The organism is Chromatium okenii (assembly GCF_016583745.1).
Lineage (GTDB): Bacteria > Pseudomonadota > Gammaproteobacteria > Chromatiales > Chromatiaceae > Chromatium > Chromatium okenii.
This window is the reverse complement of sequence record NZ_NRRQ01000032.1, coordinates 15,914-30,034: the sequence shown is the minus strand read 5'-3', so window position 1 is coordinate 30,034 and position 14,121 is coordinate 15,914. Positions and strand designations below refer to the sequence as shown.

13 protein-coding genes are annotated in these 14,121 nt (G+C 52.3%); 12 read left to right on the top strand and 1 reads right to left on the bottom strand.

Annotated features, from left to right (window positions below):
• Positions 1–609: 609 nt before the first annotated feature.
• The 7 genes from gyrA to CKO12_RS11510 all read left to right on the top strand — a co-directional run bounded on the left by gyrA (position 610) and on the right by CKO12_RS11510 (position 9,651).
• Positions 610–3,663 (top strand): DNA gyrase subunit A, encoded by a 3,054-nt coding sequence (gene gyrA / locus CKO12_RS11540; RefSeq protein ID WP_200154895.1) that lies wholly within the window; start codon positions 610–612, stop codon positions 3,661–3,663.
• Positions 3,664–3,805: 142 nt separating this feature from the next.
• On the top strand, positions 3,806–4,891 hold the full coding sequence (serC, locus tag CKO12_RS11535; RefSeq protein WP_200154894.1) for a 3-phosphoserine/phosphohydroxythreonine transaminase: 1,086 nt from the start codon (positions 3,806–3,808) through the stop codon (positions 4,889–4,891).
• A 3-nt stretch (positions 4,892–4,894) separates the two neighbouring features.
• Positions 4,895–6,064, top strand: a complete 1,170-nt coding sequence (locus tag CKO12_RS11530; protein ID WP_105072945.1) for a phosphoglycerate dehydrogenase — start codon at positions 4,895–4,897, stop codon at positions 6,062–6,064.
• A 19-nt stretch (positions 6,065–6,083) separates the two neighbouring features.
• The gene (gene pheA / locus CKO12_RS11525) at positions 6,084–7,178 is read left to right on the top strand and encodes a prephenate dehydratase (RefSeq protein ID WP_200154893.1); all 1,095 of its coding nucleotides are present in this window, start codon (positions 6,084–6,086) and stop codon (positions 7,176–7,178) included.
• 2 nt (positions 7,179–7,180) lie between these two features.
• Entirely contained in the window at positions 7,181–7,657 is a 477-nt protein-coding gene (locus tag CKO12_RS11520; RefSeq protein ID WP_200154892.1) for a Uma2 family endonuclease, read from the top strand.
• A gap of 12 nt (positions 7,658–7,669) precedes the next feature.
• Positions 7,670–8,782 (top strand): histidinol-phosphate transaminase, encoded by a 1,113-nt coding sequence (hisC, locus tag CKO12_RS11515; protein ID WP_200154891.1) that lies wholly within the window; start codon positions 7,670–7,672, stop codon positions 8,780–8,782.
• Positions 8,779–9,651, top strand: coding sequence for a prephenate dehydrogenase (locus tag CKO12_RS11510; RefSeq protein ID WP_200154890.1), 873 nt, complete (start codon positions 8,779–8,781; stop codon positions 9,649–9,651). Before hisC ends, CKO12_RS11510 begins: the two co-directional genes overlap by 4 nt.
• Here the strand turns inward: CKO12_RS11510 and CKO12_RS11505 are convergent.
• On the bottom strand, positions 9,638–10,006 hold the full coding sequence (locus CKO12_RS11505; protein WP_200154889.1) for an Mth938-like domain-containing protein: 369 nt from the start codon (positions 10,004–10,006) through the stop codon (positions 9,638–9,640). The two genes, CKO12_RS11510 and CKO12_RS11505, sit on opposite strands and share 14 nt — an antisense overlap.
• A 416-nt stretch (positions 10,007–10,422) precedes the next feature.
• Between CKO12_RS11505 and dsrA the strand changes: the two genes are divergently transcribed.
• The 5 genes from dsrA (at position 10,423) to tusB (ending at position 14,102) form a co-directional block, all read left to right on the top strand.
• The gene (dsrA, locus tag CKO12_RS11500; protein WP_200154888.1) at positions 10,423–11,676 is read left to right on the top strand and encodes a dissimilatory-type sulfite reductase subunit alpha; all 1,254 of its coding nucleotides are present in this window, start codon (positions 10,423–10,425) and stop codon (positions 11,674–11,676) included.
• Between the two features lie 123 nt (positions 11,677–11,799).
• Complete coding sequence (dsrB, locus tag CKO12_RS11495; protein WP_200154887.1) at positions 11,800–12,870, top strand: dissimilatory-type sulfite reductase subunit beta; 1,071 nt, start codon at positions 11,800–11,802, stop codon at positions 12,868–12,870.
• A gap of 94 nt (positions 12,871–12,964) precedes the next feature.
• Positions 12,965–13,357, top strand: coding sequence for a sulfurtransferase complex subunit TusD (gene tusD / locus CKO12_RS11490; RefSeq protein WP_200154886.1), 393 nt, complete (start codon positions 12,965–12,967; stop codon positions 13,355–13,357).
• 14 nt (positions 13,358–13,371) lie between these two features.
• On the top strand, positions 13,372–13,782 hold the full coding sequence (gene tusC / locus CKO12_RS11485; protein ID WP_105072766.1) for a sulfurtransferase complex subunit TusC: 411 nt from the start codon (positions 13,372–13,374) through the stop codon (positions 13,780–13,782).
• A gap of 11 nt (positions 13,783–13,793) precedes the next feature.
• Positions 13,794–14,102: a sulfurtransferase complex subunit TusB gene (gene tusB / locus CKO12_RS11480; RefSeq protein ID WP_200154885.1), complete on the top strand. Its 309-nt coding sequence runs from the start codon at positions 13,794–13,796 to the stop codon at positions 14,100–14,102.
• Positions 14,103–14,121 lie beyond the last annotated feature (19 nt).

Sequence of the window (14,121 nt, the reverse complement as noted above, 5' to 3'; positions counted from 1 at the left end):
GTGTTAGGCATACCGCCAGCGTTCAATCTGAGCCAGGATCAAACTCTTCAGTTTAATTCCTTCATACCATTTAATTGGTATTATTCGTGCTCAACGAATTCTTCATAATGAAGATACTCGTTAATATTTCTTCATTCACCCGAAGCGATACTCGAAGCATCCACACAAATTATCTGAACTAATTGTTAAAGAACTGGGTCAAACTTCACTTTCTTATTCGGTCATTAACGACAAAACAATTGTTCGTTAAGAGCGGCGCATTCTACAGTCTTTCATTCTGCTGTCAACGTTTTATTTCGTGGCGTTGACGACTTTCTGACTGCTTCACTGCTTTAAGGTTACTGTTGTGCGCTATTCGCGTTGCAGCAGTAGTGTTATTCCCTAAGTGAGCCGCGCATTCTAGCGGCTGCTGTCGCGTTGTCAAGATAAAAAAATATGATTGTCATACTGACTTCACAGTTCACCATATCGCAGCTTTTTATATCTAAGGAATGAGCGGGCAACCAGCAGTCAGACCAACGTGATAGAATTCACAGTCTTTGAAACGCGCAATTCTGCGGTTTCCTCGCGCTGATTGCGCCCCTGTTCCACAGTTGGTTGACCACACCCATGCCAGATTTTGCCCGCGAAGTTCTCCCCATCAATCTCGAAGACGAGATGCGCCAGTCTTACCTCGATTACGCGATGAGCGTCATTGTCGGGCGAGCACTGCCGGATGTGCGCGACGGTTTGAAGCCAGTACACCGACGGGTGCTGTTTTCAATGCACGAGCAGGGCAACGTGTGGAATCGCGCTTATCGTAAATCCGCCCGCGTGGTTGGCGATGTCATGGGCAAATATCACCCGCACGGCGATTCGGCGATTTACGACACGATGGTGCGGATGGCACAAGCGTTTTCGCTGCGTTATCTGTTGGTTGACGGGCAGGGCAACTTTGGTTGTTTCACTGGCGACACCGCGATCAAGCTCGCTGATGGCAGCGACAAGACCTTCGCGGAACTAGCGCATCTGCCGCCGGAGGAAAAATTTCACGTTTACGCAGTTGATAAGAGCGGCAAAATTGTCATCGCTGAGGGACGTCATTCACGGATCACTCGCCCATCAGCGCCATTAGTTGAATTAACGCTTGATCATGGCGCAATCATTCGTTGTACGCCCGATCATCGCTTTATGTTGCGCGATGGCACTTATAAAGAAGCGCAAACGCTGACGCCAGATGATCATTTAATGAGCGCAGTAGCTCATTCGACTTCTGCGAATATGGCAAGCGTATTGATCGCAGAAAAAAATCACCGTGTTATTTCCATTCGCCAGCTTAATGAAACTGCCGATACTTATGACATCACGGTCGATGAACATCACAACTTTTTATTAGCCAGCGGCGTATTTGTACATAACTCCGTCGATGGCGATCCGCCAGCGGCCATGCGTTATACCGAGGTGCGAATGATGCGCCTCGCCGATGCGCTGCTCGACGATCTTGATAAAGAAACTGTTGATTTTGTTGCGAATTACGACAACACCGAGCACGAGCCGACAGTGTTGCCCGCTCGTTTTCCCAATTTGCTGGTCAATGGATCATCTGGCATCGCGGTTGGCATGGCGACCAACATCCCGCCGCATAACCTGTGCGAAGTGATCGACGCCTGTTTAGCTTTGATTGATAACCCACTGATTAGCTTAGATGAATTGCTCACCATCGTGCCGGGGCCTGATTTTCCTACCGCCGCCATCATCAACGGCATCAGCGGTATTCGTGAGGCGTATCGCACCGGACGCGGGCGCTGCGTAATGCGGGCGCGTACCAATACCGAAGTGCATCCGCGCAGTGGGCGCGATGCCATTGTTGTGACCGAATTGCCGTATCAAGTGAATAAAGCGCGGCTATTAGAACGTATTGCCGAATTGGTAAAAGAAAAGAAAATTGAGGGTATTGCATCCGATGGTTTGCGCGACGAATCTGATAAAGATGGAATGCGCGTAGTGATTGAACTCAAGCGCGATGCTCACGCTGAAGTATTATTGAATAATCTGTTTCAACATACGCAGATGCAGCAGGTGTTTGGTATTAACATGGTTGCATTGGTGGATGGGCAACCACTCACGCTGAACCTCAAGCAAATTCTGGAGTTTTTCCTGCGTCATCGCCGCGAAGTCGTCACGCGTCGCACCTTATTTGAATTGCGTAAAGCCCGCGAGCGAGCGCACGTTTTAGAAGGTTATGCAATTGCGTTAGCGAATATCGACGCGGTCATTGCGACTATTAAAGCAGCGGGGCATCCAGCCGAAGCCCGCGAGCATTTAATGACGCATTTATGGTCGCCGGGCAGTGTGACAACAATGTTGGCACGAGCGGGCGCTGAACACACGCGCCCAGATGAATTGCCGCCAGAATTGGGTTTAACTGCCGCTGGGTATCAATTAAGTGAACGCCAAGCAAAAGCGATTCTTGATTTACAGTTGCAGCGATTAACTGGATTGGAACAGGAAAAAATTCTCAAAGAATTTGAGGAAATTTTACAGCGGATTATTGAACTGCTCGCCATTTTATCGGACATTCATCAATTGATGGCGGTGATTCGAGCAGAATTGCTGGCTATTCGTGAGCAATTCGGCGATACGCGGCGCACTGAAATTCAACTTGAGCAAACCGATTTAACCCGTGAAGACTTGATTACGCCAGAAGAATTGGTGGTGACGTTATCGCATGAAGGTTATGTGAAAGCGCAACCAATTAGCGATTACCAAGCACAGCGGCGCGGTGGCAAGGGTAAAAGCGCCACTTCATTCCGTGAAGAAGATTTTATTGACCGGATTTTTGTTGCTAATTCGCTCGACACCGTATTATGTTTTTCTAGTCGTGGGCGCGTCTATTGGCTCAAAGTGTATGAATTGCCGCAAGCTGGACGGGCAGCACGGGGGCGTCCAATGGTCAATTTATTGCCATTGGAACCGGGCGAACGCATTAATGCGCTGCTGCCGGTGCGTCAATATGAAAAAGGTTATTCCGTATTCATGGCAACCAGTGCAGGTACGGTGAAAAAGACGGCGCTCACTGACTTTTCACGTCCATTATCTCGCGGCATTATTGCGATTGATTTGCGTGACGATGAGGTATTAGTTGGCGTCGCTATCACCGATGGTCAACAGGATTTGATGCTATTCACTTCTAATGGTAAAGCGGTGCGTTTTGCGGAATCACATGTTCGCGTGATGGGACGTACAGCGCACGGAGTACGCGGTATTCGGTTGCAAGAAAACCAGCGCGTGATTGCGCTGGTGGTACCGGAGCCGGGCACTGTATTGAGTGTGACTGAAAATGGTTATGGCAAACGCACTCGCGTTGAGGATTTCCCTACTAAAGGACGCGGTACTCAAGGCGTGATTGGTATTAGCACTTCTGAGCGTAATGGTGCGCAGGTTGGTGCAGTATTAGTGCGCCCCGGCGATGAAATCATGTTAATTACCGAAGGCGGCACGTTAATTCGTACCAGCATCGATCAAATTCCAATCGTTGGTCGCGCTGCGCAGGGCGTCAAACTCATTAACCTGAGTGAGGGTGAGCGTTTGGTGTATGTCGAGCGGATTGTGGCATTGGAAGGTGGATTGGAACAGGAAGATGGCGCTGAAGGTGAGGAAATCAATACTGATCATGTTGAGTAACTGAAATACCAGATGCTGTATAAAAAACTGTTTTTTGTGATCTTTTTAATGCTATTGAAGCCGCGTACCAACGTCAACTCGCAAGCTGTTAATCAGCACGATAATTAAGTAATCAACCACTATTCACCAGAGGAACAAAATGATGGCTCGTGTGTATAACTTCAGTGCCGGTCCCGCCATGCTGCCGGAATCCGTATTGCAGCAAGCGTGTGATGAAATGCTCGATTGGCGCGGCAGCGGCATGTGCGTGGCGGAAATGAGCCATCGCGGTAAAGAATACATGTCAATTGCGGCAGAAGCAGAAGCAGATTTGCGCGAGCTGTTGAATGTGCCCAGCAATTACAAAGTGCTGTTTTTACAGGGCGGCGCATCCAGTCAATTCGCTGCGGTGCCGATGAATCTATTGCGCGGCGGCAGCAGCGCCGATTATATCAATACGGGTTCGTGGTCAAAAAAAGCAATTTCTGAAGCGCGGCATTATTGCAGTAACGTCAATGTCGCCGCGACAACTGAGGAGAGCAAATTCACTCGCGCCCCTGTACCAGCAGAGATTCAACTCAGTGGCGATGCTGCGTATGTGCATTACACGCCGAATGAAACAATTGAAGGTGTTGAATTCGCCTACATTCCTGAAACTGGCGGCTGCCCGTTGGTGGCGGATATGTCATCGACGTTATTGTCGCGTCCAATTGATATATCGCGCTTCGGTTTAATTTATGCCGGTGCGCAAAAGAATATCGGGCCGGCAGGATTAACCATTGTGATTGTGCGTGAGGATTTAATTGGAATGCCAATTGCCGGTACGCCAACGATGTTTGATTACAAAATCCACGCTGATAATGATTCGATGTATAACACGCCCGCAACCTATGCGTGGTATTTGGCTGGTTTGGTATTCAAATGGCTGAAAGATTTGGGCGGTTTGGATGCAATGGCAATCATCAATCAACGCAAAGCGGCGTTGCTTTATCATGCAATTGATTCCTCCAGTTTTTATGCCAATCCGGTGCAGCCAACGGATCGCTCGTGGATGAATGTGCCATTTACGTTGGCGAATCCGGCGCTGGATGATGCCTTTTTGAAAGGTGCGAAGGCTGCCAATTTGACCACGCTCAAAGGGCATCGCTCGGTCGGCGGGATGCGCGCCAGCATTTACAACGCGATGCCGGAAGCGGGCGTGGCGGCGCTGGTGGAATTTATGCGCGAATTTGAACGGACGCAGGGTTGAATGATGTTCAAAATCCAGACCTTAAATAACATTTCAGTCGCCGGTTTGGAGCGTCTGCCGCGTGATCGCTACGAGGTCGCGTCTGAGATCGCCAACCCGGATGCGATTTTGGTGCGCTCGGCGAAGATGCACGAGCTGCCGATTGCGCCGTCGGTCAAGGCCATCGGTCGCGCTGGTGCGGGCACGAATAATGTGCCGGTCGCAGCGATGACTGGGCGCGGCGTGGCGGTGTTCAATGCGCCGGGCGCAAATGCTAACGCAGTCAAGGAGTTGGTGATCGCGGGAATGCTGATTGCGGCGCGGAATATCGCGCAGGCGTGGCAATTTTCCCGCTCGTTGACCGGCGACGACGCGGCGATCAGTCAGGCAGTCGAGAGCGGTAAAAAACAGTTTGGCGGGTTTGAGCTGCCGGGGCGCACGTTGGGCGTGATCGGTCTCGGCGCGATTGGCGTGAAAGTGGCCAACGCAGCGCGGGCGCTGGGGATGAAGGTCATCGGCTACGATCCGACGATTACCGTGCGGCGAGCGTGGCAGTTGGAGAGCGACGTGCAGGCGGCGTTGAGTATCGACGATCTGCTGGCGCGGTCGGATTTTGTGACTTTTCATGTGCCGCTGACCGACGCGACGCGCCACATGATTAACGCCGAGCGGATTCAGACGTTGCCGAAAAATGCGGTGCTGTTGAACTTTTCCCGTGAGGGCATTTTGGACGATGCGGCAGTCGTGGCGGCGCTCGATCAAGGGCATCTGTACGCCTACTGCTGTGATTTTCCAAGCAATTTGCTGAAAGATCATCCGCGAGTGGTGACGCTGCCGCATCTGGGCGCGTCCACCCGCGAGGCTGAAGATAACTGCGCGATCATGGTTGCCGATCAAATCCGCGAGTATTTGGAAAGCGGTAACGTGACCAATGCGGTCAATTTCCCCGAAATTTGTTTGCCATTCAACGGCGATCACCGGCTGGCGATTGTCAACAGCAACGTGCCCAACATGGTCGGGCAGATTTCTACCGATCTGGCAGCGGCGGGTTTGAACATCATCGACATGCTCAATCGGTCTCGCGGCGATGTCGCAGTCACGCTGATTGATGTTGATCAACGGTGCAGCGATGAGACGCTGGCGCGGTTACAAGGCATCAGCGGCGTGTTGTCGGTGCGGCGACTCGGCGGTTAATACGGAGAAAGCGGGCGTGATGGCGACAAGCAGCAATACCGGACTCGACGCAATTCGCAATCAGATTGATGCGATTGATTTGGAACTGTTGCGGCTCCTCAGCGACCGCGCCCGCTGCGCCCAGCAGGTCGCGCAGCTCAAAACGGAAGCGGGCACGGCGCAGGTGCAGTTTTATCGCCCCGAACGTGAGGCAGCAGTGTTGCGGCGGATCAAAGCTGCCAATCCCGGGCCGCTGAGTGATGAAGAAATGGCGCGTCTGTTCCGCGAGATCATGTCGGCGTGTCTCGCGCTGGAGCGCCCGCTCAACGTCGCCTTTCTCGGCCCCGAAGGCACCTTCACCCAAGCGGCGACGATCAAGCATTTTGGGCATTCGGTGGTCACGCGGACGATGGCGACCATCAGCGATATTTTTCGGGAAGTGGAAGCTGGCGCGTGTGATTTCGGCGTCGTGCCGGTGGAGAATTCAACCGAGGGCGTCATCAGCCATACCCTTGATTTATTTATGACTTCGCCGCTGCGGATCACCGGCGAAGTCTGTTTGCGGGTGCAGCATCATTTGCTCAGTCGCCTGCCTGCGCCGGCCGAGATTCGCGTTTTATATTCGCATCAACAATCGCTGGCGCAGTGTCGCGGCTGGTTAGATCGGCATTTGCCGCACGCCGAGCGGGTTGCCGTCGCCAGCAATGCCGAAGCTGCGCGTCGCGCCGCCCACGAAAGCAATGCCGCAGCAATTGCGGGAATTCAAGCGGCGGAGATTTACGCGCTCAAAATTCTCGCCGAACGTATTGAAGATGAACCGGGCAATACCACGCGCTTTTTAGTGATTGGTGCGCAAGATGCGCCGGCGAGTGGACAAGATAAAACCAGTTTATTGTTATCGTGTCGCAATCAAGCGGGCGCATTGCATCAATTATTAGCACCGCTGGCTGCGCACAGTATTAGCATGACGCGCATTGAATCGCGCCCCTCGCGGCGAGATATTTGGGATTATGTCTTCTTTATTGATGTCGTCGGTCATCGAGAAGATAGCGCATTGAATAGCGCCTTGGCGCATTTAGAACAGGCGTCTTCACTCTTCAAAATTCTCGGTTCCTATCCCGTCGCGGTGCTGTAATTATGCAATGGGCGCAAATTATTGAAGACCCCATTTTGCAAAACCTGCCGTATAAAATTGAGCTAAACGAATGGGGAAACATTGTTTTGAGTCCCGCCTCAAATAAGCACGGGCTGTTACAAGCCGAGTTAGTCGGTTTTCTCAGAGACAACAAAGCACAGGGTAAAATTATCACGGAATGCTCAGTGCAAACGACAAAAGGCGTGCGGGTCGCTGATGTGGCGTGGGGTTCCACTGATTTTTTTATGCGCAATGAATTAGAAACGCCGTATCAAGAAGCGCCAGAACTGTGGATTGAAATCAGTTCTCCGTCCAATTCTAAACGGGAACTGACAGAAAAAATTGATTTATATCTCGCCAAAGGTGCGCGAGAAGTGTGGATTTGTGATGACAACGGCAACCTGCAATTGTTTACGCATCGCGGTCAAATAGAAAGTTCACTGTTATTTCCGACTGTGCCCACTCAACTGTATTGTTAATGACACTATTTTATGAATTACGCTGACAATGATTTTCTCGCTTTAGCCGCACCTTGGGTCGCAGAATTAACGCCTTATGTGCCCGGCAAACCCATCAGCGAATTAGAGCGCGAGCTGGGAATTCGCAATGCCGTGAAATTAGCCTCGAATGAAAACCCGCTCGGCCCAGGCCCCAAAGCATTGGCAGCAATGGCAGCGTTAGCCAATGAATTGGGACGTTATCCCGACGGCGGTGGTTTTGAATTGCGGCGGGCGTTGGCGGAATTTCATGGCACCTCACCAGCAGCAATCACGCTCGGCAATGGTTCCAATGATGTGCTGGATTTAATTGCCCGCACCTTTTTACAGCCGGGCGTTGAATCGGTGTATTCTGAATTTGCGTTTGCGGTATATCCCATTGCTATTCAAGCTGTTGGTGCAACTGCTCGCGTCGCGCCAGCGCGGAATTATGGACATGATTTGAATGCAATGCTCGCGCTCATCACTGAACAAACTCGCGTGGTTTGGATTGCAAATCCGAATAATCCCACCGGCACTTGGTTAGCCGCAGCGCCATTGCGTTCATTTCTCGGCGCAGTACCAAAAAGCTGTTTAGTCGTGATTGATGAAGCCTATACGGAATATGTGAATGAACCGGATTTTCCCGATACGACGCATTGGCTGGAAACCTTTCCCAATTTAATTGTCACGCGCACCTTTGCGAAGGCGCACGGTTTGGCGGCGTTGCGGGTTGGTTATGGCATCAGCGATCCGCGCCTTGCCGAGCTGCTCAATCGAGTGCGCCAGCCCTTTAATGTCAATGCCTTAGCGCAGGCAGCGGCGACGGCGGCGATCAGCGACCGCGAGCATGTGCGGGCGACGGTCGAACTCAATCGCGCCGGAATGCAGCAGGTGAGTGCCGGTTTGACGGCGTTGGGGCTGGAGTTCATCCCGTCGGTGGGCAATTTCGTGACCGTCGATTGCAAACGTCCGGCGGCGGCGATCAATGAGGCGCTGTTGCAGCGCGGGATCATCGTGCGCCCGTTGGCGAATTATGGGCTGCCGAATCATTTGCGCATCAGCATCGGGCTGGAAGCAGAAAATGCGCGGTTTCTCAGTGCGTTAGCGGAAGTGTGTGCAGCATGATTGAGCGATTGACCATCATCGGCGTGGGCTTGATCGGCGGGTCGCTGGCGCGGGCGTTACGCGCTGCTGGCGCAGTCGGTGAGATTGTCGGCTGCGGGCGCTCGCTGCCGAATTTAGAGCGGGCGGTGGAATTGGGCGTGATTGACCGTTTCACGCCAGAACCGGCGGCAGCAGTGGCGGATGCCGATATGATTTTTGTCGCCGTCCCGCTGGGCGCGATGCGCGGCGTGTTCGCAGCCATTGCTGGACAGTTGCGACCAGAGGCGATTGTGACCGACGGCGGCAGCGTCAAAGGCAGCGTGGTGGCTGATGCGCTGGCCGCATTCGGGCAGATTCCGCCGCGTTTGGTGCTCGGTCATCCGATTGCGGGCACGGAGCACAGCGGCGTGGAAGCTGCGCTAGTCGATTTGTATCAACAGCGGCGGGTGATTTTGACGCCACTGCCGGAAACTGATCCGACGGCGTTGGCGCAGGTGCAAACGATGTGGGAACTCTGCGGCGCAGAGGTGACGCAGATGTCAGTCGCGCATCACGACGAGGTGTTGGCGGCGACCAGTCATCTGCCGCATCTGCTGGCGTTTGGGCTGGTGGATACGCTGGCGCGGCTGCGCGAGAACGATGAGGTGTTTCGTTACGCGGCGGGCGGTTTCCGCGATTTCAGTCGCATCGCGTCAAGCAATCCGGTGATGTGGCGGGATATTTGTCTGGCCAATCGGGAAGCGTTGAGCCTGATGCTGGCGCGGTTTGGCGCGGAAATGACCGATCTGGCTGGCAGCATTCGCCGCGCTGATGGCGAGCATTTGCTGGATATTTTTACCCGCGCCAAAGCTGCGCGGGATCGTTATGTGGATCGCGTCACGCTTGAGTGAGCGCGACCGCCACGCGCCGTCCTTCGGCAGCCAAGATGTTGTAAGTACGACACGCGGCGGCACTATTCATCACTTCCAAACCAATGCCACGTTGCAACACTGCGAATTGCAGTTGCGGCGCTAGAAAAATCTGCTGGGTGCCGGTGCCCAAGAGAATGACTTGCGGCGCGAGTGCGAGCACCTGCTCCAAATGAGTGATCGTTAATGCAGCGGCTGGCGCTGCCCAAGGCGCAACAATTTGAGTGGGCGTGACGATCAAACCCGCTAGATACCGCTGCCTGCCGACCACCACGCCCTCGGCGTCATACGCCGTGATCAAGTTTCCGCTCGTGTCGTCCGCTTCAGAAAATCTCATCGCTTGCCTCGTTGTGACTGCTGCCGATCTACATTAGAAAATGGTTATATTCTTGACTTGTTGGTGATTACGTTATATTATCCGTCGCTTAATACAGATGCGAAATACGCTGTCTTCTTATTTGTCACTGTGCGCAATGCGCGGTAGCAAAAAATAGCAACGTATCCTATCCCCAACGAGGTAGATTCATCGCATATCGCCTCCTATGCGTAGGAATAGGCAACTGTATTTTTCATTGGTATCATCATTCCCTCCAATGAATTGATTGTTGACTAAAAATAGTCACCTCGTTTTCTTGTGAAGAATACCCTAACGTGATGCATTTTAACGTCTCATCCGGTGATGATACTGCGATGGGCGTATGTACGCGAATTTAACACTCCCTTTCCTGATGAATTGATAGGAGAGAATGCGCAATGGCTATTGATAAGCACATTACCCCGATGCTGGATCAACTCGAAACTGGCCCTTGGCCGAGTTTCATTTCGGGTATTAAACGTCTGCGTGATCAGCATCCGCAAACGCGCATCAATGAAATGACCAACGACCTGCTCGGTCAGCTTGAGCACTCCTATGAAACCCGCAAGGGCTATTGGAAAGGCGGCACGATTTCCGTGTTTGGTTATGGCGGCGGTATTATTCCGCGCTTCTCAGAAGTGGGTTCGGCGTTCCCAAAATCTAAGGAATTCCACACCATCCGCGTGCAGCCACCAGCCGGCAATCATTATACAACGGCAATGCTGCGCCAATTGGCCGACAGTTGGGAAAAGTTTGGCTCTGGGTTAATTACCTTTCACGGTCAAACCGGTAACATTATGTTTATCGGTGCGGATAGCCCCAGCATTCAACCCTTCTTTGATGAAATCAATGATTACGGGTGGGATTTAGGTGGCGCTGGTCCTTGTGTGCGTACTGCGATGTCTTGCGTCGGTGGTACCCGCTGTGAAATGTCCTGCACCAACGAATTAAAAGCGCATCGCCTGTTAGTGAATAACTTCGTTGATGATGTGCATCGCCCCGCTCTGCCGTATAAATTCAAGTTTAAGGTTTCTGGCTGCGCGAATGATTGCCAGAATGCAATTGAACGCTCCGACTTTGCCGTGATTGGCACTTGGCGCGACGATATGAAAGTTGACCAAGTTGAGGTCAAGAATTATGTCGCCAGCAAAGGGCGTCAGTATTACATTGATAACGTGATTACCCGTTGCCCCACGCAGGCATTGTCATTAAATGATGATGATACGCTGGCAGTGAATAATCGGGATTGCGTGCGTTGTATGCACTGCTTAAATGTGATGCCCAAAGCATTGCATCCGGGCGATGACAAGGGCGTCACCATTCTGATCGGCGGCAAGCGCACGCTGAAAATCGGCGATCTGATGGGCACGGTGCTGGTTCCGTTTAAAAAGCTGGAGACCGAAGACGATTACGAGTCGATGGTCGAGCTGGCGGGAACCATCATTGATTTCTGGGCAGAAAACGGTCTGGAACACGAACGCTGCGGCGAGATGATCGAGCGCATCGGGCTGGCGAACTTCCTCGAAGGCATCGGCGTCGATCCTGATCCGAACATGCTCAGTCACCCGCGCCAGAGTTCCTACATCCGCATGGATGGCTGGGATGAAGCGGCTGAATCGTGGTTTGAGCGCCAAGCGGAAGCTGGCAAGTAATTTCGGTTGTTTTCAGGCGCTTGAGCGGCTGGTTGCGATGCGCAGCCAGACTCGCCGCGCCCGAAATGCTCCGATCCCAACGACCATCATCAAGACTGAACTTTAAGAACTGGAGGAAAGGCAATGGCGGAAATGCGCGAGCCGATTGAGTCTGGATGCCCCGATCCTTGGCAATACATCCATCCCGTGATGCGTAAAAACTTCGGGCAATGGAAATATCACGACCATCCGCGCCCCGGCGTGTTGCTGCATGTGGCATATAGCGGCGACAAAATCTGGACGGTGAAAGCCGGCACCCAACGCATTCTCGACGTGTTCACGCTGCGCAAGCTGTGCGACATCGGCGATGAATTTGCCGAAGGTCATGTGCATTTCACGCTGCGCTCGAACATCGAATATATGGTCAGCGACGAGTCGAAAGTGCAGCCGCTGATTGACGCGCTCGAAGGCGCGGGCTTTATCGTTGGCGGTACTCAGAACTCGGTGGCGATGATTTCGCACACCCAAGGCTGGCTGCATTGCGACATTCCCGGCACCGACGCTTCTGGCGTGGTCAAGTCGATGATGGACGAACTCATCGACGAATTCCGCAACGCCAACATGCCCAATCGTGTGCATATCACCACTTCCTGCTGCCAGATTAACTGCGGCGGTCAGGGCGACATCGCCATCAACATTCAGCACACCAAACCGCCCAAGATCAATCACGATCTGGTCGCCAACGTCTGCGAACGTCCGTCCGTCGTCGCCCGCTGCCCAGTGGCCGCGATTCGTCCGGCGATGGTCAACGGCAAGCCCTCGTTGGAAGTGGACGAGCGCAAGTGCATCTGCTGCGGCGCGTGTTTCCCGCCGTGTCCGCCGATGCAAATCAACGACGCCGAGCATTCCAAGCTGGCGATTTGGGTTGGTGGCAATCACTCCAACGCTCGCGGCAAGCCGACCTTTCAAAAGCTGGTCGCCGCTGGCATCCCGAATAACCCGCCGCGTTGGCCGGAAGCAACCGCCATCGTCAAGCGCATTTTGAAAGCCTATAAAGAAGGTGCGCGGGATTGGGAACGGGTAAACGAATGGATTGAACGTATTGGCTGGCCGCGCTTCTTTGAAGAAGTCGAATTACCATTCACCAAATATCACATTGATACTTGGCGCGGAGCGCGGGCGAGCTTCAATAGCTCAACCTATATCCGTTTCTAATTGCAGCAGCGAGCGGTATTTGATCTTGATTAAATACCGCTTGCTATTGAACAAGCTGATCGCTTTGCAGTTATTCGCTATTGAGGAGGACTGAATGAAGTTTGCACTTCAGATTAACGAAGGCCCTTATCAGCATCAAGCATCTGATTCGGCGTATCAATTCGCCAAGGCAGCATTAGAAAAAGGGCACGAGATTTTTCGGATTTTTTTCTATCACGACGGCGTTAATAATGCGACGCGCTTAACCACGCCACCGCAAGATGATCGCCACATTGTGAATCGCTGGGCAGAATTAGCAGAACAACACAATTTAGATTTAGTGGTCTGCGTTGCTGCCGCTCAACGACGCGGTATGGTCGATGACGGTGAAGCCAGCCGCAATGGTAAAGATGCCACCAATATCCATCCCAAGTTTCGTATTTCTGGTTTGGGGCAATTGGTTGAAGCTGCGATTCAAGCCGACCGTTTGGTCGTTTTTGGCGATTAAGAGGAATAACAGCAATGTCTGAAATCGTCAAAAAATTCATGTATGTGAATCGTAAAGCGCCGTATGGCACCATTTACGCTTGGGAAGCCTTAGAAGTCGTGTTAGTTGGTGCGGCTTTTGATCAAGACGTGAGCGTGATGTTTATTGATGATGGCGTGTATCAATTGGCCAAAGGTCAGGATACGAAAGCCGTGGGCATGAAAAACTTTTCTCCGACTTATCGCACGCTCGGCGATTATGAAGTCAAGAAAGTGTATGTCGATCAAGCATCATTGGAAGCGCGTGGCTTGACGCAAGATGATCTGGTTGAGATTGCTTGGGAAGATATGGAGACTGAAGAAGAAGTCGACAATATCGTTGAGGTCATTACGTCAGAGCGCGTGAGCGCCTTGATGAATGAATCCGATGTGATCTTCAGCTTCTGAGGCGATGACGAATGAGCATTTTACACACTGTGAATAAATCACCCTTTGAGCGGAATTCATTGGAATCCTGCTTAAAGTTCGCCACCGCTGATGCAGCAGTATTGCTGTTTGAAGATGGCATTTATGCGGCATTGACTGATACCAGCGTTGAGGCACAAGTCACCGCTGCACTGGGCAAGCTAAAGATTTATGTGCTGGGGCCAGACCTGAAAGCACGGGGCTTTTCTGAAGAGCGCATTATTGCGGGAATTAACGTCGTTGATTATGCCGGCTTCGTTGATTTAACCACTGCGAATGATACGGTTCAGGCTTGGTTATAACGTTTTGTTTTTGACACCA

What these genes read in the sequence shown, in the direction of transcription:
- gyrA (WP_200154895.1), top strand. Translation starts at nt 610, where the DNA reads ATGCCAGATTTTGCCCGCGAAGTTCTCCCCATCAATCTCGAAGACGAG.
- serC (WP_200154894.1), top strand. Translation starts at nt 3,806, where the DNA reads ATGGCTCGTGTGTATAACTTCAGTGCCGGTCCCGCCATGCTGCCGGAA.
- CKO12_RS11530 (WP_105072945.1), top strand. Translation starts at nt 4,895, where the DNA reads ATGTTCAAAATCCAGACCTTAAATAACATTTCAGTCGCCGGTTTGGAG.
- pheA (WP_200154893.1), top strand. Translation starts at nt 6,084, where the DNA reads ATGGCGACAAGCAGCAATACCGGACTCGACGCAATTCGCAATCAGATT.
- CKO12_RS11520 (WP_200154892.1), top strand. Translation starts at nt 7,181, where the DNA reads ATGCAATGGGCGCAAATTATTGAAGACCCCATTTTGCAAAACCTGCCG.
- hisC (WP_200154891.1), top strand. Translation starts at nt 7,670, where the DNA reads ATGAATTACGCTGACAATGATTTTCTCGCTTTAGCCGCACCTTGGGTC.
- CKO12_RS11510 (WP_200154890.1), top strand. Translation starts at nt 8,779, where the DNA reads ATGATTGAGCGATTGACCATCATCGGCGTGGGCTTGATCGGCGGGTCG.
- CKO12_RS11505 (WP_200154889.1), bottom strand. Translation starts at nt 10,006, where the DNA reads ATGAGATTTTCTGAAGCGGACGACACGAGCGGAAACTTGATCACGGCG.
- dsrA (WP_200154888.1), top strand. Translation starts at nt 10,423, where the DNA reads ATGGCTATTGATAAGCACATTACCCCGATGCTGGATCAACTCGAAACT.
- dsrB (WP_200154887.1), top strand. Translation starts at nt 11,800, where the DNA reads ATGGCGGAAATGCGCGAGCCGATTGAGTCTGGATGCCCCGATCCTTGG.
- tusD (WP_200154886.1), top strand. Translation starts at nt 12,965, where the DNA reads ATGAAGTTTGCACTTCAGATTAACGAAGGCCCTTATCAGCATCAAGCA.
- tusC (WP_105072766.1), top strand. Translation starts at nt 13,372, where the DNA reads ATGTCTGAAATCGTCAAAAAATTCATGTATGTGAATCGTAAAGCGCCG.
- tusB (WP_200154885.1), top strand. Translation starts at nt 13,794, where the DNA reads ATGAGCATTTTACACACTGTGAATAAATCACCCTTTGAGCGGAATTCA.